Here is a 25459-nt window from a genome sequence, read left to right as displayed (position 1 = left end):
AACACAATGATGGGATACCGCCAGCAGAGGCCGAAAATCGGCTTAACTGTGTGTCCGGATTTAGTTGACCACTACATTCATCTAGCTCCATGAGATAAATTTCTGGCTTCCATCCGTCAATTTTTGGGAGTGCGGCAATTAAGGCACCCAAGTTCCGGCAGTTAGTTTCATACTCAGGATTTTCACCGAAGGCTATACCACTTGGTATTGCAGCTTCGATCTCAGACAGCAGCTTCTCGGCTTTATCAAGGTTTGCCTCTGCGGCTTCAAAGTGCCGAAGTGCCGAATTTAATGGGCTTTCAGACATTCAATCCCCCATAAAAAAATCAACATAACAACTTAACACCTAATTAGGCGGTAATCCGCCACCTATCCAGAAGTGGCGTTGATCCGATTAGCGTGCCATTTCCCCTAGGCCCGCGTATTGAAGCGCCCCACAGATTTAACCAAAAGTCTTTTCAGACCGATTTGGCGAGCAACTCATCGAGCAGCCGGGTCGGTAGGATACGACGAAGCCAAGCAAACAGTCGGGTCGGGAAGGTAACAGGGTATCGTGCCTTGGGGTGGCGGCTAGACAGGGCATGAACCAGAGGAGGAACACAGGCTTCGGCTGGTAAGGTGAACGGGCCGCTCGGCCCCTCTTTTTCCAGTCGGGTTAGGGTCTGGTGATAGGCGCTTTGATGGCGGCTCTGAGCCGGATCAATATGGCGTAGGAAGGCGACGCGGGAATTGGCGCGAAAGCGGGTGTCGATGGGGCCGGGTTCGATCAGGCTTATATGCACACCAGTGCCAGCAAGCTCTAGGCGTAAGGTGTCGGTGTAGCCCTCTAGAGCGAACTTGCTGGCATTGTAGGCCCCGCGATACTTCATGGCTACCAGCCCCAGAACAGAGCTGTTCTGTATGATGCGCCCCTCTCCAACTTCCAGCATACTCGGCAACACCAAGCGGATCAGGTGGTGCAAGCCAAATAGATTGGTTTCCAACTGCTCACGAAACGCCTTAGTCGGTAAGTCTTCGAGAGCACCCGGTTGCCCATAGCCAGAATTGTTGAAGAGACCGTACAGCCGTCCCCCGGCCAGCGCCAGTGCCTCGGCGGCGCCCTGCTCTATGCTGGCCTCATCGGCCAGATCCAGCCGGACTGCGAGCAGCCCCTGCTGCCGCAACAGCGCGACATCCTCGGCTTTGCGGGCAGAGGAGATCACGATGAAGCCGTGGGCACCGAGCGCCTTGGCAGCGGCGAGGCCTATGCCGCTGGAACAGCCGGTGATAAGAACGTAGCGATTGGACATGTTGCATCCTTGGAGATTGAGCTATCAAGGTAACGCAAGTAACACTAATAAGCACCATTGGGATTCGTTAAGCGCTCCAAGCCATCTCAGAGAGAACGAGTCAACAAACAACCTGTGACAATGTCACTATGGCTGGCCGTAGGCGCCGTTGTTGAACAGCCCGTAGAGGCGCCCCTCGGCCAGGGCCAGCGCCTCTGCCGCCCCTCGCTCTATGCTGGCGCTGTCCGCCAGATCCAGTTGCACCGCCAACAGACCCTGCTGCTGTAGCAGGGCCACATCCTCGCCCTTGCGGGCGGAAGCGATGACGGTGAAGCCCCGGGCGCCGAGCGTTCTTGCGGCGGCGAGGCCGATGCCGCTGGAGCAGCCGGTGACGAGCACGAAGGGATGGGGCATGAGCATGGTCCTGATTGACGGCCGGCAGGTGGCCCGAAGTTGGCATGGTAGCGTGGTGCCACCAAAAACAAAACCGGGCCAGAGGCCCGGTTTTCGGTCACGTCAGATGCCTGATTACATGATGGTGAACGGCATGATGATGTGGAACTTGACGTCATGCTCGGAGCTGAACATGTTCGGGTAGTACCAGCTGCCCTTGTCGTCCTGTTCGTTGTTGTAGTCGGTGTAGTGCAGCTTGAACAGGGTGCCCTTCAGCTTGCCGTCCTGCACTGTGTACATGACGTCGAAGTTGGCTGCCCACTCTTTGCCACCTTCCAGGGACTTGTCGCCGTTGTTGGCATCCCAGCCGTAGGCACCGGAGACACCCACGCCCCAGCCCGGTGCACCCACCAGATCATCCAGGGAACGAGTCACGCCGAAGAACAGGGCCTTCTCGTCGTTGTGGTTCCAGTCGGAGCGGGAATCCCACCAGATTTCGTTCGCGCCCTGGGAGTTGCCGTAGCCGCGGGTCAGACGGGGCAGGTAGTTGCCCAGATCCCCTTCAGCCTTGGTCCACAGGCCTTCCAGACGGAAGCCATAGGGACCGGCTGCCCAGCTGGCGGTCAGGGCTTGTTGCCAGGCCAGGCCGTCATAGTCGCTGTTCTCGGTGTCGGAACCGTAGAACTGGTAGCTGGTGTTCAGGCCACCCAGTACGTCGAACTTGTGGGCCAGCTTGAAGTGGTAGCTGTCCATGTAGCCTTCGGACTGACCGAAGCCGGCGGTGACGGCAGTGCCGTTCTCGAAGGTGTAGCGAGCGGCCAGACCGTGGATGTAGTCGATCTTGTTCGCATCGGTGAAGGGATCGCTGGCATAGGGGCTGCTCTTGGAGAAGCCGGTGGTGTTCTTGAACCAGGGAGCCTTGTACTCGTCGGCGATGGCGTAGGTCAGGTAGAGGCCGCCGAAGGTGCCTTCGATCTGGCCACCACGGTAGGTACCGGGTTGATAGGACCAGTTGACGCCGAGGATGCCGGGGACATAGAGCTGGGTGTAACCACCCTTGGCGGTGACGGCGTCACCGAACTTGAATTTCAGGGCGGCGTTGGAGAGGCTGAAGCCGTTCTCGGGAACGCCGTCACCACCTGAACCCCACTTGTCGCCCCAGAAGGAGAACTCGTTCTCTTCGTTGACGCCATTGCTCTCGTCAACGGCCAGGTCGTAGGCACCGAAGCCACCCACGTCGACGCCGACCACACCCCATGCATAGCCGGAGTTGAAGTTCAGGGCTGCCTGGGTGGTGGCATGGCTCAGGTTGGAGTGGTATTTGCCATCCTGACCCGGACCGGCCTGGACGCGATCACGCTCACGCTGGAAGTAGAACAGGCCACCGGTGAGCTTGCCTTCGTCGATGAAGGCACTGTAGGACTTGCCGTATTCCGGGCTCATCATGTCTTGAGCGGCGAACGCCATGCCGGGTGCGACCAGTGCCGCGACCACGGCAGCACTCAACGCGGCGCGCTTGAAGATCACTTTTTCCATTTGTTATTGCTCCTGATTTTATGGACTTAGCTTTTTATCCGGCAGCCGGGTAGGCACCCGCCGCTCGGTATTGGCATTGCAATCAACACCCCGAAGGGCAAAAAAATGGTTCTCTGTCGTGCCCTTGTGCCTGATGCCTTGGCGCATCGGTCGGGGCTATCTGCATCGTTACAGTCGTTATTTTTTGGCTGTCGATCCTTGGCGATCTGACATCACCAAGAGTACGTTCGCGGTGCGAAATATCAATGTAAAGTTCCCGGCAAGTTTCAAAAATATGACCGAGTGCAAATAATCATGATTCTTGGTGTGGGCACTCCCAGGCCACTCATGTCGGCAATGACAGCGCTTTCATGGTGATTTCACCGTTCTCCTGCGCAGATCTTGCCGTCAAGGCAGAACTTTCTTTGTTAACCCGGTGGCAACATATAATTTTGTATCACAAAAAAAGATGAGTCCGGCGGGATGCCCACTGTCGTGAGCGTGAGCCGTTGCCCCGACAGACAGGGGGACCAGAGATGTGAAAGGGGTGAGGGAGCCTGTGACTGAATGGATGAGGCAACCCGTCATCGCCCGTGAAGACGTGACGGGAGCATCAAGAGAAGGGTTGCGGCAAGGCCGTACCGCGGGGAGATTGACAGGGAGCGCGCCCCGGGTCTGGTGCGAGCCAGACCCGGGGGTTATCAGGCCTGGCTCAGGATCCGGGGGATCTGCTGGGCCTGGTGGTGTATGTGCTCCGAGACCTGTACCGAGAGACGACTGCCCTGGCGGGCGTGCTGGCTGATGCGACCGATGAGGGCGGCGAAGCTCGCCAGCCTGTGTTCCTGGCTCTTGGCATTGTCGGCGCCCTGCAGGGCGATGACGGCGGTGCTGCGCGCCATCTCCCGCACCGTCAGGGTGGTCTGGCGCAGCTGCTCCGCCTGCTGGCGCTGCTCGGCGGCCTCTGCGGTGATGCGGGCCAGCACGGTGGCGAGCTGATCCCCCGCCTGGGTGAGGCTGGCAAGGATCTCGGTGATCTGGCCGAGGGAGCGCTGGGTGTCGGCGGAGAGGTGGCGCACCTCGTCGGCTACCACCGCGAAGCCGCGTCCCTGCTCCCCGGCCCTGGCCGCCTCGATGGCGGCGTTGAGGGCCAGCAGGTTGGTCTGCTGGGAGATGTGGCCGATGACGTCGACGATGGCGGTCACGTCCTCCACCGAGCGGGTCAGCTGGGCCAGGGCGCCGCTGCTCTCGTCGATGGCGAGCCCGGTCTGGGCGGTAGCCGTCAGCATGCCCCCGACCAGCCGCTCGCTCTGGCTCATGGAGTGTTCATTGTGCTGGGCGTGCTGGGCGATTTCGGCGGCGACCTGGTGCACCTCGCTGGCGAGCTGGTTGAGCTCCTGCATCATGGTGTCGCTCTCGTCCACCGCCTGCTCCGTGGTGCGGGTGCTGTGATGGATCTCCTGCACCTGGTTGACCATCCCTTGCAGACTTTGCGACACCGCCGATAGCTGGCCCTCTTTCTGCTGCTGATCCTGTTGCAGGCGCCGTATCAGGCGGTTGTAGCTCGCGACGATGTCCGCCAGCTCGTTGCGCTCGCGCCCCGGGGTCAGCAGCTGGGCCTGACCCGTGGCGTCGAGCTGCAGGAAGGCTGCCCGCAGTTGCAGCAGGGGCCTGACCAGCCAGCGACGCTGCACCAGGGCGAACAGCAGGGCCACCACGACCAGGCAGAGCGCCAGCACGCCGAGTACGGTGGCCAGCTCCCGGTTCATGGTCTGACGGGCGGCGGCGAGTTGTTCACCCAATTGCTCCCCCGCTTGCAGCAGCTGGGTGATGTCCTGCTGCACCATCTGACGAGCGGCCTGCTGCTGTTGCAGCGCCTTGCGGCTGTTTTCCAGCTCCTGGGGATAGCGCTTGAGCAGGGAGGTCAGCTCGGCTTTGGGCTGATCCCCGAGCTCCTTGCGTATCGGCTCTCCCAGGGTGAATTCGTCGGCCGGTGCCTCCTCGAAAAGTGCCAGGCTCGGCAGGGCGGCCAGGGAGTCTGCCTGCTTTTGCAGGGCAGCCAGCTCGAATTGCAGCCCTTCGAGGCGCTTGGCGCTCGCCTGCTCCATGTAGTTCTGGCGCTGGTGGGCGAGGGAGGGGAGGGCGGTCAGGATGTCGGCCGCCCCCTGGCGATACTGCTCGGCAAGGGCCGGATCCCGCCCGGCGGCAGCCCCCTGCTGGCCGTAACGGAGCAAGGCTTTGGCCTGGGTGGTCAACTCGTTCTCGGCATTTTGCAGCAACCACTGGCTGTTGCCGGAGAGCTTGCCCGCCGCCAGATAGTCGCCGTCAATGCGGGTTTTCATCTGCTCAAGCCGGGCGTTTAGCGGCTGGGTCTGGGGATCCTCCAGGCGGGACAGCAGGGCCAGCGCCTGCTGGCGCACTCCCTGTGCCTGGGCCAGCAGCAGGGGATCCCCGCTGCCGAGATAGTCGCGAAGCGCTCCCTGCAACGGACCGCTCAGTTGCTGTTGCAGGCGCTCCTGCAGACGCTGGGCCTGGGCCGAGTGGTTGAATTGTTGCCAGCCATGATAGAGCGCGGTGGCCTGGACACCGGCCACCAGCAGCAAGACGAGGGAAGAGAGGGAGGCAAAATGGGCAATTTTCACATCAGATTCCTGCTTGAATCACGCAATGGGCGCGAGCTTAATCAGGTCTGATGGCGTTTTTATGACAGTGGCCGTGCCAGCTCCCGTTGACTTGGGCTCTTCACCAGCAGGCCGAGCAGGGCGCCGCCCATGATGAGCCCCCCCGCCAGCAGATGGCGCGGGGTGAGCGCCTCGCCGTTGAGCCAGACCAGCAGCAGGGTGCTCAGCAAGGGAGTGAGGTAGGCGAGCGCGCCGATGCGGCGCGGATCCCCGTCCCGCAGTGCCAGATACCAGGTGACGAAAGCCGCCCCCATGGGGCCGAGGGCGAGCCCGGCGATGAGCAGCCAGTCCCCCTGGGGGATCCGGGCGAATGGCAAGGGGCCTTCCAGCATCCATGCCAGCAGCAGGGCCAGGAGCCCTGCGGGCAGGCAGGCGGCGGCCGTGACCACGGCGGGAGCGGGAGGCAGGCGGCGGGAGAGCACGGAATAGGCGCCCCAGACGATGGCGGCGCCGAGGGCCAGCAGGTAGCCGGGCAGATGGGCCTGTTGCAGTTGCAGGTGACCATCGACCATCACCAGCACCGATCCCGCGAGACCCAGGGCCCCGGCCAGCAGATGGTGCAGGCTCAGGGGATGACCCGGCAGCAGCAAGGGGGTGAACAGGATGATGCACAGCGGCCAGAGGTAGTTGATGAGGTTTGCCTCCAGCACGGGGGCGTGGCGAAAGCTCATGAACAGCAGCAGGTGATAGAGCAGCAGGGCGGTGATGGTCACCAGCCAGGTGAGGGGGCTGGCGCGCCACTGGCGCCAGAATGGCAGGGTGCCCGCCCCGCAGAACAGCAGCACCAGCCCGACCAGCACCAGCGGCGAGACGCTGGTGATCCGGGAGGTGAGCGCGGCGAGGGAGGCCCACAACAAGATGGTGAGCAGGGCAAAACCGGTGGACTTGTCCCACCAGGAAGACGCTGGCATCCAACACTCCTTTGCAAGATGAATGAACGAAAAAGAGGGCCAGTCTAGCAGACTGGCCCTCGTCACACAGCGGTGCCGTGACGGCGCGAGTTATGACTCCCGGCTCGGGACGGCCCCTGCCGCCGGAGCCAGGGACTGCCCCTTGACGTACCAGACGATGAGGGCCAGCACCAGCAGCGGCAGCACGGGGTCGAACCAGGTGCCGCCGGAGCCGAACAGCAGGTTCAGCAGGGCGACGCCGGTACCGCCGATGGCCCAGGCGATGGTGGTCGGGATGGACCAGACGATCATCTGCTGCTTGACGTCGGAGATCCCCATCATGCGGTTGACCACCCAGAACAGGCTGTCGTTGAAGTAACCGAAGAAGAGCGACCCCATGGTGGCGGCCTGGGCGGCCAGCAGCATGTTGACCCCGGGGATCTGCGCCAGGATGGGGGCGGAGATGGAGGCCGCCGTCACCATGGCCACGGTGCCGGATCCCTGGATGAGGCGCACCAGGGTCGCCACGATGAAGGGGATCAGGATGGGGGAGATGGGCAATTGGGCGATCTGCTCGGCCAGTTGCTGACCCGCGCCACTGTCGCGCAGCACGGCCCCCAGCGCCCCGCCGGCACCGGTCACCAGCAAGATGATGCCGGCGGATTGCAGCCCCTCTTCCAGGCGGGCGGCGGTGGCGTGCCTGTCCATGTGCGGGACCAGGGTATAGACCGCCAGCAGCACGCTGATGGCCAGCGCGATGATGGGGGTGCCGATGAAGTTGATGCCCTGCACCAGGGGGTTCGCCATCAGGCCGTCCATGCCCTCCAGGGTGGCCAGAGTGGTGAAGATGGCCTTGACGAAGATGAGCACGATGGGCACCAGGATCGGCAGCAGCGACAGGGTCAGGCTCGGCAGGGTCTTGCCCTCCTTCTCCTTGAGGTACTGCTCATAGGTGGCTTGCAGCTCGTCCGGGGTCTGGGCGGCCTGGGCACCGAACTCGGGGTACTTCTTGTCGAGCCACTGGGCGTAGAAGACGATGCCGAGCACGCAGGGGATGGCCAGGGCCATGCCGGTCAGCAGCATGGCGCCGATGTCCACGCCAAACAGGCCGGCAACCCCCAGCGGGCCCGGGGTCGGCGGCACGGTATGGTGGGTTACCACCAGGCCGCCCGCGAGTGCCACCCCCAGGGTGAGCAGGGAGCGCTTGCCGCTTTTCGCCAGCGCCTTGGCCACCGGATAGAGGATGACGAAGGCGGAATCCACGAAGATGGGGATGCTGACGATGTAGCCCGTGATGGCCAGGGCCCACTCCTCGCGGCGCTTGCCGAGCCACTTGATGAAGCTGTAGGCGATCTGTTCGGCGGCGCCGGAGACCTCAAGCAGGCGACCCATCATGACCCCGAGGCCGATGACGATGCCGATGCTGCCGAGGGTGGAGCCAAAGCCCTGGGTGATCACGGTGAGGGTCTTGTCGATGCTCATGCCGCCGGTGATCCCGGCGATGCAGGCCGCCGCCAGCATGGCGATCAGGGCGTGCACCCGGGTGCGGATGACCAGGAACACCAGCACGAAGACCGCGATGATGAGACCGATGATGGGGGTTGGGATGTCGCTCATGATGCCTCCTGCATGTCATGGGTGATGAAACTGTCGATGATGTCGGCAAACGTCCTGTCTGCCGCGAAGCCGAGGGCGCTGGCCCGCTGGTTGTCGATGCGTCCCGGCCAGCTCGCCACGATGCGCTCGATGGCCGGATCGGCGGCAAACTGCACCCGATCCCGGGCCGCCTGGCCACCGGCCCGGGCGAGGGCCTCCAGCATCTCGCCGACGGTCACGCTGATGCCGGGCAGGTTGATGCTGCGGGCGTCACCGGTGGCGGGAAGCCTGGCCGCCAGCAGGAAGTTCGCGACCACGGTGGCGGGGCTGGAGAGCCACAGACGCAGATCCGGGCTCACCGGGCAGATGGCGCTCTCCCCTTGCAGCGGCTCGCGGATGATGCTGCTGACAAAGGAGGAGGCGGCGCGGTTCGGCTTGCCCGGCCGCACGCAGATGGTGGGCAGGCGCAATACCAGACCGTCGACGAAGCCCTTGCGGCTGTAGTCGTTGACCAGCAGCTCTCCCATGGCCTTCTGGGCGCCGTAGGAGGAGGTGGGGGTCAGGGCGGTACCGTCATTCACCAGCTCCGGCAGCGGGCCGCCATAGACGGCGAGCGAGCTGGTGAAGACGAAGCGGATGCCCGGCCGGGCATGGCGGCACGCCTCCAGCAGGGTGCGGGTGGTGTCCAGGTTGACCTGCCAGCCCAGATCGAAGTCCTGCTCCGCGTGGCTGCTGACGATGGCGGCCAGGTGGTAGACCACGGCGGTCCGCTCGCTGATGAGGGACTCGGCGACACCGGGTTCGGTGAGGTCGGCCCGCAGACAGCGAACCCTGGGGTCCGGTAGGGGGGATTGCGGCTGCTGGATGTCCACCAGCAGCAGCTCGGTGAAGGGGTGGGGGCCTTGCAGCAGGGCCCGGGCCAGTTTCTGGCCCAGGAAGCCACCGCCGCCGGTGATGATGATCTGCATCTTGTTATCCTCAGACTCGTTCATGTTCAGGGTCGTTATTGTTGTGTCAGCCAGGCCAGCCCTTCCCGGGTGCCGGCTCTGGGGTTGTACTCGCAGCCAATCCAGTCGTGGTAGCCCGCCTGCGCCAGCACCTTGAACAGGTGGGGGTAGGCGATCTCCCCTTCGTCCGGCTCGTGGCGATCCGGCACCGAGGCGATCTGGACGTGGCCGATGGCCGGGCCCAGCTTGCCGATGAGACGGGTGAGATCCCCGTCCATGATCTGGGCGTGATAGAGGTCGAGCTGCACCCCCACGTTGGGTCTGTCTATCTCCTGCACCAGGGCCAGGGCGTCGAGCTGGTGGGCCAGGAAGTAGCCGGGGACATCCCGATCGTTGAGGGGCTCGAGCAGTACCTTGATGCCGTCTTCGGCCAGGAAGTCGGCGGCGAAGCGGATGTTGTCGATCAGGGTCTGGCGGTGGGCCGAGAGGCTATGAGCAGGGTCCACGATGCCGCTCATGGCGTGCACCTTGGTGCAGCCGAGCGCCAGGGCATAGTCACGCACGCTTGGCAGGTGGCCGCGAAACTCCGCTTCCCGCCCCGGAATGGCGGCCATGCCGCGCTCCCCTGCCGCCCAGTTGCCCGGCGGCATGTTGAACAGGGCCTGGGAGAGCCCCTGCTCGCGCAAGCGGCGGCCCAGCTCGGCGGCGGGCCACTCGTAGGGGAAGAGGAACTCCACCGCCTCGAAGCCTGCGTCGCGGGCGGCGGCGAAGCGCTCCAGGAACGGCACCTCGGTGAACAGCATGGTGAGATTGGCGGCAAACTTGCTCATGGTTTCATCCTCCTCAATTCATCAATTTCGGGTTCGCTCAGGTAGCGGATGGCGTGGCCATGGAGCATCAGTGCCAGGCGCGCCGTCTCCTCCAGCTCTTCCATGTTGTTGACCGCATCCACCAGATCCTTGCCCGTCACCACGGGGCCGTGGTTGGCCAGCAGGAAGGCGTTGCCTTCGGGGGCGCGGCGCCCCAGCTCCTCGGCGATGCGGGCATCCCCCGGTTTGTAGTAGGGGATGAGCGGCAACTGGCCGACCCGCATCACGTAGTAGGGGGTGAAGGGGCGGATGACGTTGGCCGGATCCAGCCCCTCCAGACAGGAGAGGGCGGTCAGGTGGGTGCAGTGCAGGTGCACCACGGCCCGGCAGTCCGGATTGTTGTGGTAGATGGCGAGGTGGAAGGCCACCTCCTTGGAGGGGCGATCACCTCCCAGGTGTTCCCCCTGCAGGTTGACGTGAGAGAGCCTGTCGGCGCTGAGCCGTCCCAGGCAGGAGCCGGTCGGGGTGGCGATCAGGGTACCGTCCGGCAGCAGGGCGGAGAGGTTGCCGGCGCCCCCGGTGGCATAACCGCGCTGGAAGAGGGAAGCCCCCAGCATCACCATGGTGTCGCGCAGTGCCTGTTCAGTCATGGAAGTACTCCTGAGCCTTGTCGAAGAAGTCGTCGCTCCCGAAATTGCCGGATTTGAGGGCCAGCGACAGGGGGGCGTCGATGGCCCGCACCCAGGGCACACCGGGGGCGATCTGCGGGCCTATGTGGAACGCCTTGACGCCGAGGGCCTGGGTGACCCGGCTCGAGGTCTCGCCACCGGCGATGATGAAGCGGTCCACACCGGCGCCTTGCAGCAGTTGGGCGAGGCGGGCAAAGCAGTGTTCCACCGCGTCGCTGGCCGCCTGCTGGCCGTGGGTTTCCTGAATGCGGGCCAGCTCAACTGGGCTGGTGGTGGCGTAGACCAGCGGCGCCGGGGTACGGGGCTGGTCCAGTACCCAGCGCGCCAGCTCGGCCGGGTAGTCGGCCTCTTCGAGGCAGCGCACCACATCCAGCGCCAGGGCAGGGGCGTGCTGGCGATAGTGGGCCACCTGACGGTTGGTCATCTCGGAGCAGGAGCCTGACAGCACCGCAGCGCGGGTGCCTCTGGGCCAGCCCGCTTCGCGGGCACCCTGCAGATCGCCGCTGCCAAGCTGACGGGCCAGGCCGATGGCGAGGCCGGATCCGCCGGTCACCAGGGGCATGTCGAGGGCGGCGGTGGCGATGTCCAGCAGGTGCTGCTCGGTCAGGGTGTCGACCACGGCGTAGCGCACACCAGCTTGCGTTAGCTGCTCAAAGGCGTCGGCAATGGCGCCGGGGCCCTGTGAGATGGTATTGAACGGCACCAGACCGGCGCGGCCCTGGGCTTGCCCCTCCATCAGCCGCAGCAGGTTGCTGTCGGTCATGGGGGTGATGGGGTGATGGCGCATGCCGGACTCGGCGAGCGGCTGGGGGCCGACGAACAGGTTGCCCTGATAGACGGTGCGACCGTTCACCGGCAGGGCCGGGCAGATCAGGGTGAACTTGCTCTCCAGCGCCGCCAGCAGGGCGTCGGTGACGGGGCCGATGTTGCCCGCTGCCGTGCTGTCGAAGGTGGAGCAGTACTTCTGGTAGATGCGCGGGCAGCCGCGGGCCTTGAGCCAGTCGAGGGCCGCCAGGGAGTCGCGCACCGCTTCGTCCGCGGGACAGGAGCGGCTCTTGAGGCTGATCACCACGGCATCGACCGGGGGCAGATCCCCGTCATGCTCCGGCACGCCGGCGAGTTGCAGGGTGGAGAGGCCGTTCTCCACCAAGAAACCGGCGATGTCGGTGGCGCCGGTGAAGTCGTCTGCGATGACACCGAGTTTCATGCTTGATCCTCCTGACCCGGCAGCTGGATGCCGGAGAAGATCTTGATGACGGCGCTGTCATCTTCCTGGCCGTACCCTGCGTTGCTGGCGCCGAGGAACATGTTCAGCGCCGTGCTCGCGAGCGGCAGCGGGAAGCGCAGCGCCTTGGCGGTGTCGGCCACCAGGGTGAGATCCTTGACGAAGATGTCCACTGCGGAGCGGGCCTGGTAGTCACCGGCCAGCACCCGGGGCATGCGGTTTTCAAACATCCAGGAGTTGCCGGCGGCATGGGTCACCACGTCATACATGAGATCCAGGGACACGCCTGCCCGGCTGGCCAGGGCCATGGCCTCGGCGGCCACCGCGATGTGCACCCCGGCCAGCAGCTGGTGGATGATCTTGACCGTGCTGCCCTGGCCCGGCTCGCTGCCGACCCTGTAGACCTTGCCGGCCACCGCATCCAGCACCGGGGCCAGCTTGTCGAAGGCGGCGTCGGAGCCTGCAGCCATCACCGTCATCTCGCCGGCATCGGCCTTGATGGCACCACCGGAAACCGGCGCATCCAGCATCGGCAACCCCATCAGCGCCAGCTCGGCGGCCAGGGCGCTCGCCTCTTCGGCGGCGATGGTGGAGGAGACCATGATGGCGGTGCCCGGCTTCAGGTGGCGAGCCAGCCCCGCTTCGCCGAGCAGGATGCGGCGCACCTGGGTGGCGTTGACCACCAGCAACAGCACGGCATCGAGCGTCTCGGCCAGGGGCCTGGCATCGGCCATGACGGCGGCGGCACCGGCCTGCTGCAACTGGCCGCGAGCCTGTTCGCTGAGGTCGATGCCATAGGTGGTGAGCCCGGCCCGCAGGCAGGAACGGGCGGCGCCCATGCCCATGGCGCCCAGGCCGATGACCGCAACATGATAGGGAGTGCTCATCTCGTGATTCCTCGATTACGACTGATGAGCAGATAGTAGAGGCTTGCGGCGATGAAATATCAGGCAGTCGTCACAAAAAATAACTTATTGCGTGTTAATTTTTGTTATTTATGCGGATCGAGATTCTTTTGGGTCAAGTTTTGGCGCTAATTTTGTGAATAAATGTGATTTGTGAGCCCGTTTCAGGTTATTTATCATTTTTTCCCAGGTCGCTGGGGTAGAATGGCACCTTCCCTTCCCCGAGGCGCGAGGCAAGATGATTCCCGTAGAGCGACAGCAACGTATCCTGCAACTGCTGGCAGAGCGCGGCGTGGTCAGCATAGTGGAGCTGACCGACTGGCTGCAGGTCTCCCACATGACCATCAGGCGCGACATCCAGAAGTTGGAGGAGCAGGGGAGGGTACTCTCCGTCTCCGGCGGGGTCAGCCTCTCCCAGCGGATCAAGAGCGAGCCCTCACACGCCGCCAAGCGCAGCCTGATGCAGGGAGCCAAGCTGGCGATCGCCCGGCTTGCCGCCGCCCAGGTGAGCGAGGGGAGCACCGTCTATCTGGACGCCGGCACCACCTCCCTGGAGCTGGCCCGGGAGCTGGCGCTTCGGGAAGACTTGATGATAGTGACGAACGACTTCATGGTCTGCGCCTACCTCATCGAGCACGGCCGCTGCCGCCTCTATCACACCGGAGGGCAGGTCATTCGCGAGAACCAGTCCTGTGCCGGGGAGGCTACCGCCCACTTCCTGCGCAACCTCCATCTGGACATCGCCTTCCTGTCAGCCTCCTCCTGGGACAGTCAGGGGATCTCCACCCCGAGCGAACAGAAGGTGCCGGTGAAGCGGGCCGTGGTGGAGTCGGCGGCGACGCGCATCCTCATCTGCGATTCGTCCAAATATGGCAAGGTGGGGACCTTCAACGTGGTGAGCTGGGATGCGATCGATCAGGTGATCACCGACGAGCAACTGCCCCAGAGCGCCCGCGAGGCATTGGCACAGCACGGGGTCAGAGTGACCATGGCGCCGCTGGCCAGTCTGGTGGCCAGCGCCGAACAGGGGTAAGGAAAAGGGCGACAGGGGGCGAACCACCGCGCCACCCGGCCGGGATCAGCGACCCTCTGCGGCCGGTGCGTCCGTCAGCTTGGCGGAGCCCTGGATCACCTCCCCCGCCTTCTCGATGTCCCGTCCCATCCCGTGGATGGTGTTGCAGCCCAGCAACCAGAGGCTGGTGCACAGCACCAGCAGCATGCGATTCGTCTTCATCCTTGCTCCTTTCATGCTATGGGGTCAGTTTGAGCAGGCGCCCCTGGCCTGAATCCGTCAGCAGATAGAGGGCGCCGTCGGGGCCCTCCTTGACGGTACGGATCCGCTCCCCCAGATCGGTCAGCAGCCGCTCTGCCGACACTATCTTGTCTCCGTCGAGGTGCAGGCGCAACAAGGCCTGACCGCGCAGGGCGCCGACGAACAGATCCCCCTGCCACTCCCTGAACAGGTCCCCCTGATAAAAGGTCATGCCCGAGGGGGCGATGGAGGGCACCCAGATCCAGCGCGGTGCCGTCATGCCCGGCGCGCTCTGGCCCACGCCAATCTTGCCGCCCCCGTACTCCTCGCCAAAGGTCACTCTGGGCCAGCCGTAGTTGTGGCCTGGCAGGATGAGGTTGACCTCGTCCCCGCCCTGGGGACCATGCTCGTGAGCCCAGAACTGCTGGCTGCCCGGACGCAGGGCCGCCCCCTGCATGTTGCGATGGCCCAGGCTCCAGATCTCCGGCAGGGCCCCCGGCGTCTTGACGAAGGGGTTGTCGGCGGGGACCCGGCCATCCTTGTGCAGGCGCACCGTCTTGCCGAGGTGGTTGTCCAGCGTCTGGGCCCGCTCCCGCTCGCTGTAGCGATCCCCCAGGGTGATGAAGAGGTGGTCATCCGTCAGCACCAGGCGAGAGCCGAAATGGGCGCCGCCGGCCACCTTGGGCTCTTGGCGAAACAGCAGTTGCCAGTCGACGAGGGCCTCTTTTTGCAGCCGGGCCCGGGCCACGGCGGTGCCGGCCCCCCCGTCCCCCGGCTCGCTGTAGCTGAGATAGAGCCAGCCATCGCCGTCCAGGGCGAGATCGAGCAGCCCCCCCTGACCCGTGGCTGCGAGGGGCGGCAGGCCGGAGACCACATGGCGGTTGCCACCTGCATCGATGCGCAGCAGGCGCCCAGGGCGCTCGCTGACGAGGTAGCCGCCATCCGGCAGGAAGGCGAGCCCCCAGGGGTGGCGTAGCTCCCCCGCCACCGGGGTCAGGGTCAGCGCCCGCACCGGGAGCACCAGGCAGACAAGCAGCAGGGCAAACAGTCGCAACATGGGGGCCTCCTCGCTCGGCCAGACCTGAATGTCGCTGAAGTATAGGGGAGGAAAACGGGAAAACGTGAGCAACAACAAGCCATTGGGTGATACCGGCAGCGCCGGTTGCCCCTTGGGGCTGGAAGGGAAAGGGGGTGAGCCAGGGCTCACCCCCCTCTGGCTAGAAGAGGGCTGGCACGATGCGAAGCGGGTGATCCGATGGTTTGACTTTGCCTATCTTGCGCTTGGGCAGCTTCACCGGCTCCGTCGGCAGCGCCTCGTAGGGGATGTGCGCCAGCAGGTGGGAGATGATGTTGAGGCGCACCCGTTTCTTGTCCTCGGAGTGGGCTACGAACCAGGGGGCCCAGGCGGTGTCGGTGGCGATGAACATGGCATCCCGCGCCCGGGTGTAATCATCCCAGCGATCGAAGGACTTGATGCCCATGGGGGAGAGCTTCCAGATCTTGCGGCCATCGTCGATGCGATCCCGCAGCCGCCGCTCCTGCTCTTGTGGGGTCACCTCCAGCCAGTACTTCAGCAGAATGATGCCAGAGTCCACTAGGGCTTTTTCCACCATGGGGGGGCCAGCCAGGAATTTGTCGCTCGCCTCCTCGCTGCAAAAGCCCATGATGCGCTCCACCCCAGCCCGGTTGTACCAGCTGCGATCGAAGATGACGATCTCCCCCGCCGCCGGCAGGTGCGGGATGTAGCGCTGGAAGTAGAGCTGGCTCTTCTCCCGCTCCGTGGGGGCGGGCAGTGCGACGACCCGAAAGACCCGGGGGCTGACCCGCTCGGTGATCGCCTTGATGATGCCCCCCTTGCCGGCCCCGTCGCGCCCCTCGAAGACGATGCAGACCTTGAGCCCCTTGTGCACCACCCACTGCTGCAGCCTGACCAGTTCCACGTGCAAGAGGCGCAGCGCCTTTTCGTATGCCTTGTTGCCAAGGGGCTTTTGCGCCTTGGCCGCGACCGGTTCTTCCGTTCTGGATTTTCGTTTGCTGCCCATGATGTCCTTCTCTGTGTCTCGGCGAATGGAGGGCCGTCCTGCCGGACGGCGCCCTTCAAGGGGAGATGACGGTGTGCCGCCACCGGGAGTGGCAACTACAGGGGGATGGCCGGGATCATCTTTGGTGGGGCTCGCGGGGTTGTTGGTGGCAGTGAGACATTGAAGAGGGGGGGGGCGGGACCTGGCCGCCATGGATGCAGGGGAAATGGCGCAGAAACGCACAAGGGGCTGGCATCATGACGATGCCAGCCCCTTGTTTTGTATGGCGTTCCCGACTGGAGTCGAACCAGTGGCCTGTCCCTTAGGAGGGGACCGCTCTATCCTGCTGAGCTACGGGAACCTTGTGGCGGGCATTATACAAGAAGCATTGTGCTTTTAAACCCTTGATTCCTATTCCAATACGGCCAGGTCACCGATTTGGACATTGAACGGCGAATATTTGTTCTGACTGCTGATGATGGCGCCATCCTCGAACACCTGCACCACCTCGAACAGACCGTCTGCGGGGTTGCGCATCACCCTGGACTTGCCATAGGGGTCGACGAAGTCGGCGCTGTGCTGGACCCGGAACTGGTCCCCGAGTTTGACCCCGTTGCGACGGCCCAGGTTGATGTGGGGGCCGCGCTCGTGCTGGGCCACGATCCGGGCGGTGACGGGGGCACAGGCGAGTTCGGCGGCGATGTCCTGGGCCGCCTCCTTCAACTGGTAGCCCACCTCCTGGCCAAAGCTCGACTGCCAGAACTGGCCGCCGCTGCTGCCCACCTGCTCCCGCTTGGAGAAGGTCCAGTTGGCGCGGCCCTTGTACTCCTTGCGGCCGAGCAGGCTGCCGTTGATGCCGTCGAACAGGTAGAGCTGCATGGAGAAATTGCGCACGGGATCCTCATACCAGCTGGTGAGGGCGTTGCCCTGGGGCTCGAGGGAGAGGTCGTCGATGCTGCCGAGCACCAGATACTGGCTGTCGGTGCGCAGGCTCAGGGCCTTGATCTCCTCGAGGGCGCTGCGATCCCCCTGTTGCAGATGGAGAGGGTCGATGCGCAGGTTCTCGTCCAGCCACTGGCGTGCGACCACCTGGGGCGTCGTCGCCAGGGTTTCAAACAGCCGGCGGGAGAGATCGGCGGGCATGTCGTCCAGGGCACCGGTGCTCGCCTGGTCCGGGTAGCGCATGCGCAGGCGCACCAGCGTCAAATCCTTGGCGTAGTGCTGGGTCTGGCAGATCTGCCGCTCCGCCTGGATGTCGGCCACGAGGGTGATGTACATGCGGCCGTTGCGCACCTCTTCGCGCTTGAGGCGGTACTGGCGGATGTCGCCGCCGGAGCGGATCTGGATCTGCTCGGAGCGCAGGCTGCCGTTTTCCAGGCGCTGGATGCTGGAGACGGAGGCGCCGCTGGCCAGCAGCGCCTGGCGCAGGGCATCCCGGGTCGCCTGCTCGCGGGCGTAGACCTCGTCGCCCCCCAGAATGGCGGCACTGCCCTGGGCCTCGATAAGTTCGGCCCTGGCCGACAGGCTGGCCAGCAGCAGGGTGAACAGCAGCGAAACTTTCATAACAAACACCTTGAGTGGGCGACCCCGCTGCCGCCGGTGGGGCGGGTCAGGGATCCTGGACACAGATCCGGTCTGGACCGGAGCGGGTGACCAAATAAAAGCAAGAACCATGCCTTCTTCCCTGGCCGGAGCTCGCGCGGCGGGCTCCGGTGGCACAGTGCGCGCCTTTGCCCGGGGATCATCGAGGATCCTGCGCGCATTCCCGCCTCAAGTGTTGGCGGTTGCGACCGATAACAGGTCAGGTGCAGATACAGGAAAGGTATCCATGAAGAGAGTTATCACGGTGCTGGCGGTGGCGCTGGCATTGGTCGGTTGCGGGTCGGCCGACCCCATCAATCGGGAGCTGGGAGACCCTCGCCAGGCGGCGAAGGGGATGGAGCTCAACTGGCTGGTGGCCCGCATGACGGATCAGCTGATGGAGCGCAAGTCCCTCACGACCCTGACCGAGCCCATTGCGGTCGCCTCCTTTGTCGATCTCGACACCCTGAAGGACACCAACTGGATGGGACAGCAGATCGAGGAGAGCTTCATCTACGAGCTGAACCGGCGCGGTGAGGTGGTGGTGGACTTCAAGACCACGGGCAACATCCAGGTGACCCCGCAGGGGGACTTCGTGATGAGCCGCAACTACAAGGATCTCTCGTCCCGGCTGCCCATCTCCCGCATCCTGACCGGCACCTTCAGCCGCAATCAGCAGGGGATATTGGTCAATGCCCGCATCATCGATCTGCGCACCAAGATGGTGGAGACCACGGCCCAGAGCCTGATCCCGAAACAATATTTGTCCGGTGCCAGCAACTCCTTTGGCCGGGCCTCCATCAATCGCGGTTACCTGATGCGGGGGGGCCAGAGCCCGTCCGGCCATCTGGTCAACCTGACCCCTTGAGGTGGCGCGTCATGAAGCGTGAAGCGGGCTGGCTGACATTGAGCCGTGAAACATCGGGTGTGGTGAACAGGAAAACGGGGAAACAGCGATGAAAATCTTGTTGGGTTGCCTGATGGCCATGTTGCTGACGGCGTGCAGTGGCAACCGGGTGGTGAACTATGACGTGGGCGAGAAGCCCGATGACTTCCCGGTGCTCAAGGCGGTGGGGTATGCGGTGATCGACATCCAGCCCGGTCCCTCCCAGTCCGAGAAGATGTTGCAGGCGATCCGGGCGTCCAAGATGGATGCCTACCGGGAGCTGGCGGAGCAGCTCAACGGCCAGCAGGTGCGCGGCCAGAGCAGCTACAAGGACCTGACCCAGACCTCCAACTCCCTGGATGTGTCGGTGGCGGGCATGGTGCGCGGTGCCCGGGTGGTGGCGACCTATCCCCGTGGCAACACCTATGCCACCGAGCTGGAGCTCGACACCCGCAACCTCTATCACCTGAACCAGCTGATGGCGGGCCAGTTCTAGGGCGGGTCCGGGGGGCGCCGGCATGAGCCCGGCGATCATCACGGTACAGACAAAGGCGAGCGCAGGCTCGCCTTTTTGTTTGGCCGGGAAGGGGTTCGGATCTGCGGGGAATAACCGGGTTGGCGCCTTGGACGGGATAGGGCCTGCGGTGAGGGTAACCGGGGTTGGCGCGTGGGCGGTATAGCGCTTGGAGAGGATAACCGGGGTTGGCGTCTTGGGGGGGAACTGGTCTTCGGCAGGAGAAACGGAGTTGATGGGCCGGTCGGGATCCGGCCTGTGGCGAGGAAAAAGGGGGCTGAGATCGCACAAGAGGTGCCCGGGGGTCGGAATGGCGGCCTTTTTTGTTTAGTGAAATCTAACGATATAGCCATGTCGTTAAATAAAACCAAACGATAGAGAGGCCCGGCAGGCGGCAAAAGGGGGCCGCAACGGGAGGAAGATGGCCTGGTGGTGAGTGGAAAGACAGCCGCGCCAGGATCCCGGGTCCACGAGGAAGGGGGTGGAGGGCGGTTTAACGCCGGAAGGGAAGGGCGGGACTGGGCCGCGTCTCACGGGGAGGGCGCAGAGAGCACAAAGGCGAGCCGGGGCTCGCCTTTGTGTGGCAGGGGCGGGATCCGCTCCCCATCAGCTTCCCATCAAGACGGGCGGCACGGCGGTCGGCTTGACGTCTTCGCTCGGGTAGCAGCCCAGCACCTTGATGTAGCGGGTGATCTTGGTCAGCTCCAGCAGGGCGGCCTGCATGGCCGGGGTCTGCAGGTTGGCGGAGACATCCAGGTAGAACATCTCCTCCCAGGGGTTGCCCTGCACCGGACGGGATTCCAGCTTGGTCATGTTGATCTCGTGACTGCGCAGCACCAGCAGCGCCTCCACCAGGGAGCCCGGCTTCTGGGAGGTGGACATGATGAGGGTGGTCTTGGCCGGGATCTGGGGCGCCACGTCGATGGGCTTGCGCGCCACCACGATGAAGCGGCTGTAGTTCTCCTTCTGGTTGGCGAGCTGCTCGGCCAGTACATCCAGGCCGTAGAGCTCGCCGCCGGCGGCGCTGCCGATGGCCGCCGCTTCCGGGCTTGCCAGCTCCTTGACCTTCATCATGGCGCTGGAGGAGGAGTCGCAGATCTCGTGGCGCGCCCCTTCCAGCTTGCTGAGGTAATGGGAGCACTGCTGGAACACCTGGGGATGGGCGTAGAAGGTCTTGATGCGAGAGAGTTCGGTGGGCACGGCGGTGAGGATGCAGTGCTCGATGGGATAGGTGAGCTCACCCACGATGGAGAGGGTGGTGTGCTGCATCACGTCGTACACCTCGTTGATGGAGCCCGAGCTGGTGTTCTCGATGGGCAGCACCCCGAAGGCGGCACGGCCCGACTCCACGGTGTCCAGCACCTCGCGGAAGTTCTGACAGTTCACCTCGATCACCTGATCCTTGTAGCGGGCCAGGTACTTGCGGGCGGCGAGGCTCGAGTAGGAGCCGCGCGGTCCCAGGTAGGCAACGCTGGTCATGGGCTCCTGCTGCTGGGGGTTGAGCAGGCTCTGCAGGTAGGCCTGCTGGGAGAGCACGGAGTCTTCGATGATGGTGTGGTAGATGCGGGTGATGTACTGGGCATCCAGTCCGAGGGCGCGCCCTTTCTGGATCAGGGCGACCAGCAAGTCCTGTTCGCGCTGGTGGTCACGGATGGGACGGGGATTGGCCTGCTTGGCGCGGGCGACCTCGATGCTGAGGGTCTTGCGTTTGGCCAGCAGGGCGAGCAGCTCCTGATCCAACTGGGTGATGTCGTGTCTGATCTCGTCGAGCGTTGCCATGGTGGTTCCCTATCCAGTGATTCTGTGGTGTGTGGTGCAAAAAAAAGCCTCCGCTGGGGAGGCTCGATTCGTCTTTGGTTTCTGTTTACGCGAATGGTTCACGTGACGACGGGCCTTCCCTCATGTGGGCCGGGTAAACGAGAAAACAAAGAAGAATGGTGTGTTCATGGGCGTGTCCTGAATGTAACGCCATAACCATTAAGGGATTTGGCTGTGCGATGCAAGTAAAACTTGCCCGGGGGCGTTGAACGGGGCAGGGTGGTGGCTCGGGTTGCCGGGGGAGAGTGAGCGTCGTTCTGGTCCCTGTTTATGGCAACCGCCGTGACCACATCCGTGGCAACAACACATAGAGGGGACGAGACGATGGCGGTGATCTTCGATCTGGGCAGGGTGGTGGTGCGCTGGGATCCGGTGGCCATAGTGAGTGGGGTGCGCGGACCCGAGGGGGCGACAGCGATCGCGGAGCAGCTGTTCAACCACCCGGACTGGCTGGAGGTGGACAGGGGGACCCTCTCCCTGCACACCATGGCCCGTCAGGCGCAGGGGCGCACCGGCCTGTCGATGGCGGAGAATCTGGCCATCTTGCAGGCGGTGCCGTCCTCCCTTGTGCCGGATCCCTCCATGGTGGCGCTCATCGAAGAATTGCACGGTGCAGGCCACCCCCTCTATGCCCTCTCCAACATGGGGCACGCCAGCATCGACTGGCTGGAGCAGCATCAGTCCTTCTGGCGCTTCTTCAGCGGCAAGGTGGTGTCGGCCCGGGTGCGGATGCTCAAACCCGAGCCCGACATCTACCGCTATCTGCTGGTGTCGTTCGACCTCAAGGCTGGGGAGTGCCTCTTTATCGACGACAGCCCGGCCAACGTGGCGGCGGCCGAGGCGCTCGGTCTGCGGGGGCTGATCTTCACCGATCCAGCCCGGTGCCGGGCGCACCTGATCGCCAAGGGGCTGCTGCCTGCCTGAGGGGAGCCAGTTTCGCTTCGCAGCGAAAAAAGTGGGCAAAACCTTGATTCAGGGCAAATAATGTACAGCTTTATCCATGCTCTTTAAGTGTATATTCAGCTTGGTGCGGGCAAAATGGTATCCAGTTCATCATCCGGAGTTGTTGTTATGGATGCCAATGTCGTTGCGCTGCATCGGGGATACGATCAGACCTTTCAAGCCAGGGAACAGAGGCTCATCAACACCCTGGCCGGTTACAGCGAACTGCTTGTCTCCTTCTCCGGCCGACTGGAATCCTGCTACAGCATGGATCTGTGCCGGGCCAGCGGGGTGCGATTTCGCGCCATCACCCTGGACAACCCCACCCTCAGCCGCCAGTCGGTGGCCAGGGCACAGCGCTACTGCCGGCACTACGGCATCCCCCATCAGGTGCTCAAGACCGACGAGATGATCTTCAGCGCCCACCTGGGCCACCTCGCCGAGGTGACCGACCCGGTGCGCTACCTCTGCCAGCAGCTCGAACATGAAGAGGGCCCGCCGCTGCTGATGTCGGCCTCGGTGGAGGAGAAGCGGGAGTACCTGCGCCGATTCCACAGCCTGCCCGCCAACACCCTCTGGATCTTTGCCGAGCAGGGGATGACCAACCGGGATTTTCGCTACGGCTTTCACAAGCGGCAACTGGCGCTCTGGGGAGACGTGGGGGAGGCCTGCCTGAGCCGGCGCTTTGTCGATATGACTTCCCTGGACAGGCGGCACCTGCGGATGGTCGACATGGCCGAGCAGATGCTGGTGGACATGGGACTGGGGGGCGCCCAGGTCTTCTTCCATACCCTGGGTGACAGGGTCACCACCCTTGCGAGGATCCGGGTGCCCGAACGGCTGCGGGCCCTGGTGTTCGACATGCAGCCCACCATCCAGAAGGCCCTCAGGAGTGCCCAGTTCGATCTGGTGACCCTGGATCTGGCCACGCTGGAGGATCCCCACCCCCTGGTCATCTGAGCCGGGGCGTAACGTGAGGGGGGTCATAGGCAAGGAGGGCACGACTCTTTATACTGCCCCCTTCGCATCCTTTATCGAGTGCCTGCCCATGAAACCCCTCTCCCGACTGCTGGTCGCCCTCTGTCTGTGCCCTCTGCTGGCCGAGGCGGCTCCCCTGCACCAGATCACCTTGCCGGATGGTCGCCAGGTGCAACTCAATGACGATTTCACCTGGGAATACCTGCTGGTCAAGCCGGCAGCCACGGTAGCCGGTCAGGCAGTGACGGCGAGTGTCGCGGCCCCGGTGCTGACCGAGCAGGCCATGGCCCATCCCGACTTGCTCTCCCAGGCGACCCGGGACGGCATCACGGTGAAGCTGGACCAGGTGGCGGGGGACGATCCCCTCAGCCTGCAGTTCGTGGTGAGCAACACCGGCAGTCGCAACGTGGTGCGCGTCAACGGCAGCCTGACCCTGTTCAGCGCCGACGGGGTGCAGCTCTCGACCGAGCCCGTGCGCTTCTGGGTCGGGGAGAACCGCCTGCCTGACTCCTACCTGCGCAAGGGGGAGGCACGCGCCTCCCGGGCCATCGAGCTGGCACGACCCGCCGGCCTCACCGGCAAGCCGCTGGTGCGGGTGCAGATCGACGAGGTGGAGTTCCGCTAGGATGACGGCGGGGGAGCCCTGGCTCCCCCGCAGAGTGTTGCATCGGTAACCGCCAGCAATATCCGCTTACATCTGACATGGTTTGGCAACAGCTTGCTCCTCGGCGTTACCCCCTTTGCCCGTCACAATGGCTCCATTCCAGTTAGGTCCGCCTAACTCAACCCATGGAGTCAACAAAATGCAAAAGATCGCACTGTCTGTTCTGGTTCTGGCCGGTCTCTCTTCCACCTCCGTCCTGGCGCAAGATGCCTTCAGCTATGCCAAGGGCTCTGCCACCTGGGCCCACACCAAGTCTGACTACATCGGTGGCAAGGATGGGGAGAACCGCGACTTCGGCGGCCTGAGCCTGGATCTCTCCAAGAGCTTCACCAGCAATGTCTATGGCCGGATCGGCAGCGAATACACCTCCCGCAGCAGCGGCAACGACAGCATGGCCATCTCCAGCCTGGGGATGGGTGTCTACACCCCCCTCAGCACCGGCCTGAACCTCTACGGTGAAACCGGCCTGATGGGCTACAGCCTGGAACGGGAGCTGGCCTCCGACGTGAACCACTCCGGTTGGGATACCCTGGCCCGCAAGAAGAGCGGCAGCCTCTACGGAGAAGTGGGCCTGCGCTACGACATCGGCGCCGTCGAGCTCTCCACCGGCTATCGCTACGCCAACATGACCGACGACATGCACGACTTCAAGGCGGGGGCGGCGTACAAGCTGACCCAGAACCTGGCCCTCACCGCCGACTACACCTATCGCAACTGGGATCTGCAAAAAGGCTCCATCTCCAGCCTGGGTGTGAAATACAGCTTCTGATCATCCTTCCTGCAGGGTCTTCACCTTTACCCATGACTTCGGTCATGGGTTTTTTTTATGGGGGTTGATCCGCCCGCCGCCCCCTGGCCGTATCAGTTCGCAATAGTTATACAGCTTCCAATTTTTTGTATAACTGCTATAACTTACTCAAGGCTTATACAAGGGGCTTCATCATGTACAAGATCAAGGTCGGTATCAGTGCCTGTCTGCTCGGCCAGGAAGTGCGCTTCGACGGGGGCCACAAACGATCCAGTTTCTGCGAACGGGATCTGGGTGCCCATTTCGACTATCACCCGGTCTGCCCCGAGATGGCCATTGGCCTGGGGGCACCCCGCGCCGCCATCCGGCTGGTGAAGCGCCAGGGCGAGGTGCGGGCCGAGGCAAGCAACGGCAGCTTCGACGTCACCGACAAGCTGATTGCCTTCAGCGAGCAGAAGGCACGCCAGCTCGACTTCCTCTCCGGCTACATCCTCTGCGCCAAGTCCCCCAGCTGCGGCATGGAGCGGGTGCGTATCTATGGCGCCAACAACGAGGGGAGCGCCAAGGAGGGGGTCGGCCTCTTCGCCAAGGCGCTGATGGAGGCCAACCCCCTGCTGCCGGTGGAGGAAGATGGCCGCCTGTGCGACCCCATCCTGCGGGAGAACTTCGTGCTGCGGGTCTTCGCCTACCACGACTGGCAGCAGCTTTGCGCCCGGGGGATCACCGCCTCAGCCCTGATCCGCTTCCATTCACGCTACAAGTACCTGGTGCTCTCCCACGCCACCACCCACTACCGGGCGCTGGGGCGCCTGCTCGCCAACCTTGGCAAGGCCAACTTGCAGGAGGTGGCCGACAGCTACATCCAGGGGTTGATGGCGGCGCTGACCCTGCGGGCCAACCGCCGCAGCCATACCAATGTGTTGATGCACCTGCAGGGCTACTTCAAGCGGGTGCTGACCCCGGCCCAGAAGCAGGAGCTGTGCGACACCATCGACAAGTACCGCACCGGGGTCTTCCCGTTGCTGGTGCCCCTTACCCTGATCCGCCACTACCTGCGCGAGTACCCGAACCCCTATCTCGCCGAGCAGGTGTACCTCAATCCCCATCCCGACACGCTGAAATTGCGTTACGGGCTGTGAA

The 25459-nt window shown here is 64.0% G+C and carries 22 protein-coding genes, 1 tRNA gene, 2 pseudogenes and 1 other annotated feature; of the genes and pseudogenes, 8 read left to right on the top strand and 17 right to left on the bottom strand.

From position 1 onward, the window contains the following. The 12 genes and pseudogenes from OKC41_RS18130 to ltnD all read right to left on the bottom strand — a co-directional run. Nucleotides 1-307: hypothetical protein (locus OKC41_RS18130; RefSeq protein ID WP_270672247.1), on the bottom strand; the 307-nt coding region annotated here is incomplete at its 3' end. Nucleotides 308-458: 151 nt separating this feature from the next. Next, entirely contained in the window at nucleotides 459-1289 is an 831-nt protein-coding gene (locus OKC41_RS18125; RefSeq protein ID WP_270672246.1) for an SDR family NAD(P)-dependent oxidoreductase, read from the bottom strand. Nucleotides 1290-1418: 129 nt separating this feature from the next. Beyond that, nucleotides 1419-1682, bottom strand: a pseudogene (locus OKC41_RS18120) (SDR family NAD(P)-dependent oxidoreductase); the annotation flags it as partial. Between the two features lie 114 nt (nucleotides 1683-1796). After that, nucleotides 1797-3197 (bottom strand): OprD family outer membrane porin, encoded by a 1401-nt coding sequence (locus OKC41_RS18115; protein WP_010673291.1) that lies wholly within the window; start codon nucleotides 3195-3197, stop codon nucleotides 1797-1799. Between the two features lie 680 nt (nucleotides 3198-3877). Further along, the gene (locus OKC41_RS18110; RefSeq protein ID WP_201894505.1) at nucleotides 3878-5815 is read right to left on the bottom strand and encodes a methyl-accepting chemotaxis protein; all 1938 of its coding nucleotides are present in this window, start codon (nucleotides 5813-5815) and stop codon (nucleotides 3878-3880) included. 59 nt (nucleotides 5816-5874) lie between these two features. After that, complete coding sequence (locus OKC41_RS18105; protein WP_201894503.1) at nucleotides 5875-6765, bottom strand: DMT family transporter; 891 nt, start codon at nucleotides 6763-6765, stop codon at nucleotides 5875-5877. A gap of 90 nt (nucleotides 6766-6855) precedes the next feature. Continuing rightward, nucleotides 6856-8361: a GntP family permease gene (locus tag OKC41_RS18100; RefSeq protein ID WP_010673294.1), complete on the bottom strand. Its 1506-nt coding sequence runs from the start codon at nucleotides 8359-8361 to the stop codon at nucleotides 6856-6858. Next, nucleotides 8358-9308 (bottom strand): D-erythronate dehydrogenase, encoded by a 951-nt coding sequence (gene denD, locus OKC41_RS18095; protein ID WP_128273585.1) that lies wholly within the window; start codon nucleotides 9306-9308, stop codon nucleotides 8358-8360. The genes OKC41_RS18100 and denD overlap by 4 nt, the downstream gene beginning before the upstream one ends. Nucleotides 9309-9343: 35 nt before the next feature. After that, nucleotides 9344-10117 carry a 2-oxo-tetronate isomerase gene (otnI, locus tag OKC41_RS18090; RefSeq protein ID WP_128273577.1) on the bottom strand — a complete coding sequence of 258 codons (774 nt, stop codon included), beginning with the start codon at nucleotides 10115-10117 and terminating at the stop codon, nucleotides 9344-9346. Next, nucleotides 10114-10746 carry an aldolase gene (locus OKC41_RS18085; RefSeq protein ID WP_039041066.1) on the bottom strand — a complete coding sequence of 211 codons (633 nt, stop codon included), beginning with the start codon at nucleotides 10744-10746 and terminating at the stop codon, nucleotides 10114-10116. The genes otnI and OKC41_RS18085 overlap by 4 nt, the downstream gene beginning before the upstream one ends. Further along, entirely contained in the window at nucleotides 10739-11992 is a 1254-nt protein-coding gene (gene otnK / locus OKC41_RS18080) for a 3-oxo-tetronate kinase (RefSeq protein WP_270672245.1), read from the bottom strand. The genes OKC41_RS18085 and otnK overlap by 8 nt, the downstream gene beginning before the upstream one ends. Next, entirely contained in the window at nucleotides 11989-12897 is a 909-nt protein-coding gene (ltnD, locus tag OKC41_RS18075) for an L-threonate dehydrogenase (protein WP_201894500.1), read from the bottom strand. The genes otnK and ltnD overlap by 4 nt, the downstream gene beginning before the upstream one ends. A gap of 256 nt (nucleotides 12898-13153) precedes the next feature. Here ltnD and OKC41_RS18070 point away from each other — a divergent pair, with 256 nt between their 5' ends. Next, on the top strand, nucleotides 13154-13948 hold the full coding sequence (locus OKC41_RS18070; RefSeq protein WP_010673300.1) for a DeoR/GlpR family DNA-binding transcription regulator: 795 nt from the start codon (nucleotides 13154-13156) through the stop codon (nucleotides 13946-13948). Nucleotides 13949-14029: 81 nt separating this feature from the next. On the opposite strand, the pseudogene OKC41_RS18060 reads toward OKC41_RS18070, so the two are convergent. From OKC41_RS18060 to OKC41_RS18045, 4 genes and pseudogenes are all read right to left on the bottom strand, one after another. Next, nucleotides 14030-15224 (bottom strand): annotated as a pseudogene (locus OKC41_RS18060) (PQQ-dependent sugar dehydrogenase); the annotation flags it as partial. 160 nt (nucleotides 15225-15384) lie between these two features. Next, nucleotides 15385-16209: a polyphosphate kinase 2 gene (gene ppk2 / locus OKC41_RS18055; RefSeq protein WP_201894497.1), complete on the bottom strand. Its 825-nt coding sequence runs from the start codon at nucleotides 16207-16209 to the stop codon at nucleotides 15385-15387. A 263-nt stretch (nucleotides 16210-16472) separates the two neighbouring features. Beyond that, nucleotides 16473-16549, bottom strand: a tRNA-Arg gene (locus OKC41_RS18050). A gap of 50 nt (nucleotides 16550-16599) precedes the next feature. Next, a complete protein-coding gene (locus tag OKC41_RS18045; RefSeq protein ID WP_039041370.1) occupies nucleotides 16600-17751 on the bottom strand; it encodes a flagellar assembly protein FlgT in 1152 nt (383 codons plus the stop codon). A 265-nt stretch (nucleotides 17752-18016) separates the two neighbouring features. Here OKC41_RS18045 and OKC41_RS18040 point away from each other — a divergent pair, with 265 nt between their 5' ends. Both OKC41_RS18040 and OKC41_RS18035 read left to right on the top strand, forming a co-directional pair. Then, nucleotides 18017-18637, top strand: a complete 621-nt coding sequence (locus tag OKC41_RS18040; protein WP_010673310.1) for a FlgO family outer membrane protein — start codon at nucleotides 18017-18019, stop codon at nucleotides 18635-18637. A gap of 88 nt (nucleotides 18638-18725) precedes the next feature. Continuing rightward, nucleotides 18726-19151, top strand: coding sequence for an LPP20 family lipoprotein (locus OKC41_RS18035; RefSeq protein ID WP_010673311.1), 426 nt, complete (start codon nucleotides 18726-18728; stop codon nucleotides 19149-19151). Nucleotides 19152-19775: 624 nt separating this feature from the next. On the opposite strand, the gene pheA is transcribed toward OKC41_RS18035, so the two are convergent. Continuing rightward, nucleotides 19776-20948, bottom strand: coding sequence for a prephenate dehydratase (gene pheA, locus OKC41_RS18030; protein WP_103244400.1), 1173 nt, complete (start codon nucleotides 20946-20948; stop codon nucleotides 19776-19778). Nucleotides 20949-20986: 38 nt separating this feature from the next. Beyond that, nucleotides 20987-21120 (bottom strand) — a sequence feature (Phe leader region). 191 nt (nucleotides 21121-21311) lie between these two features. Between pheA and OKC41_RS18025 the strand changes: the two genes are divergently transcribed. The 5 genes from OKC41_RS18025 (at nucleotide 21312) to OKC41_RS18005 (ending at nucleotide 25458) form a co-directional block, all read left to right on the top strand. After that, on the top strand, nucleotides 21312-21911 hold the full coding sequence (locus tag OKC41_RS18025; RefSeq protein WP_270672249.1) for an HAD family phosphatase: 600 nt from the start codon (nucleotides 21312-21314) through the stop codon (nucleotides 21909-21911). Between the two features lie 114 nt (nucleotides 21912-22025). Next, on the top strand, nucleotides 22026-22889 hold the full coding sequence (locus tag OKC41_RS18020; protein ID WP_162540653.1) for a hypothetical protein: 864 nt from the start codon (nucleotides 22026-22028) through the stop codon (nucleotides 22887-22889). A gap of 88 nt (nucleotides 22890-22977) precedes the next feature. Next, nucleotides 22978-23532, top strand: a complete 555-nt coding sequence (locus OKC41_RS18015) for a DUF3157 family protein (RefSeq protein WP_042864298.1) — start codon at nucleotides 22978-22980, stop codon at nucleotides 23530-23532. Nucleotides 23533-23710: 178 nt separating this feature from the next. Continuing rightward, nucleotides 23711-24340, top strand: coding sequence for an outer membrane beta-barrel protein (locus OKC41_RS18010; RefSeq protein ID WP_039041374.1), 630 nt, complete (start codon nucleotides 23711-23713; stop codon nucleotides 24338-24340). A 173-nt stretch (nucleotides 24341-24513) separates the two neighbouring features. Continuing rightward, nucleotides 24514-25458, top strand: a complete 945-nt coding sequence (locus OKC41_RS18005) for a DUF523 and DUF1722 domain-containing protein (protein ID WP_010673317.1) — start codon at nucleotides 24514-24516, stop codon at nucleotides 25456-25458. Nucleotide 25459 lies beyond the last annotated feature (1 nt).

The sequence above is a fragment of the Aeromonas sp. QDB17 genome, assembly GCF_027705305.1.
Taxonomy (GTDB): domain Bacteria; phylum Pseudomonadota; class Gammaproteobacteria; order Enterobacterales; family Aeromonadaceae; genus Aeromonas; species Aeromonas caviae.
This window is presented reverse-complemented; position numbering and strand designations above follow the sequence as displayed.

Excerpts from the sequence above, each read along its gene's own strand:
- OKC41_RS18125 (WP_270672246.1), bottom strand. The coding sequence starts at position 1,289 with ATGTCCAATCGCTACGTTCTTATCACCGGCTGTTCCAGCGGCATAGGC.
- OKC41_RS18115 (WP_010673291.1), bottom strand. The coding sequence starts at position 3,197 with ATGGAAAAAGTGATCTTCAAGCGCGCCGCGTTGAGTGCTGCCGTGGTC.
- OKC41_RS18105 (WP_201894503.1), bottom strand. The coding sequence starts at position 6,765 with ATGCCAGCGTCTTCCTGGTGGGACAAGTCCACCGGTTTTGCCCTGCTC.
- OKC41_RS18100 (WP_010673294.1), bottom strand. The coding sequence starts at position 8,361 with ATGAGCGACATCCCAACCCCCATCATCGGTCTCATCATCGCGGTCTTC.
- denD (WP_128273585.1), bottom strand. The coding sequence starts at position 9,308 with ATGCAGATCATCATCACCGGCGGCGGTGGCTTCCTGGGCCAGAAACTG.
- otnI (WP_128273577.1), bottom strand. The coding sequence starts at position 10,117 with ATGAGCAAGTTTGCCGCCAATCTCACCATGCTGTTCACCGAGGTGCCG.
- OKC41_RS18085 (WP_039041066.1), bottom strand. The coding sequence starts at position 10,746 with ATGACTGAACAGGCACTGCGCGACACCATGGTGATGCTGGGGGCTTCC.
- otnK (WP_270672245.1), bottom strand. The coding sequence starts at position 11,992 with ATGAAACTCGGTGTCATCGCAGACGACTTCACCGGCGCCACCGACATC.
- ltnD (WP_201894500.1), bottom strand. The coding sequence starts at position 12,897 with ATGAGCACTCCCTATCATGTTGCGGTCATCGGCCTGGGCGCCATGGGC.
- OKC41_RS18070 (WP_010673300.1), top strand. The coding sequence starts at position 13,154 with ATGATTCCCGTAGAGCGACAGCAACGTATCCTGCAACTGCTGGCAGAG.
- ppk2 (WP_201894497.1), bottom strand. The coding sequence starts at position 16,209 with ATGGGCAGCAAACGAAAATCCAGAACGGAAGAACCGGTCGCGGCCAAG.
- OKC41_RS18045 (WP_039041370.1), bottom strand. The coding sequence starts at position 17,751 with ATGAAAGTTTCGCTGCTGTTCACCCTGCTGCTGGCCAGCCTGTCGGCC.
- OKC41_RS18040 (WP_010673310.1), top strand. The coding sequence starts at position 18,017 with ATGAAGAGAGTTATCACGGTGCTGGCGGTGGCGCTGGCATTGGTCGGT.
- OKC41_RS18035 (WP_010673311.1), top strand. The coding sequence starts at position 18,726 with ATGAAAATCTTGTTGGGTTGCCTGATGGCCATGTTGCTGACGGCGTGC.
- pheA (WP_103244400.1), bottom strand. The coding sequence starts at position 20,948 with ATGGCAACGCTCGACGAGATCAGACACGACATCACCCAGTTGGATCAG.
- OKC41_RS18025 (WP_270672249.1), top strand. The coding sequence starts at position 21,312 with ATGGCGGTGATCTTCGATCTGGGCAGGGTGGTGGTGCGCTGGGATCCG.
- OKC41_RS18020 (WP_162540653.1), top strand. The coding sequence starts at position 22,026 with ATGGTATCCAGTTCATCATCCGGAGTTGTTGTTATGGATGCCAATGTC.
- OKC41_RS18015 (WP_042864298.1), top strand. The coding sequence starts at position 22,978 with ATGAAACCCCTCTCCCGACTGCTGGTCGCCCTCTGTCTGTGCCCTCTG.
- OKC41_RS18010 (WP_039041374.1), top strand. The coding sequence starts at position 23,711 with ATGCAAAAGATCGCACTGTCTGTTCTGGTTCTGGCCGGTCTCTCTTCC.
- OKC41_RS18005 (WP_010673317.1), top strand. The coding sequence starts at position 24,514 with ATGTACAAGATCAAGGTCGGTATCAGTGCCTGTCTGCTCGGCCAGGAA.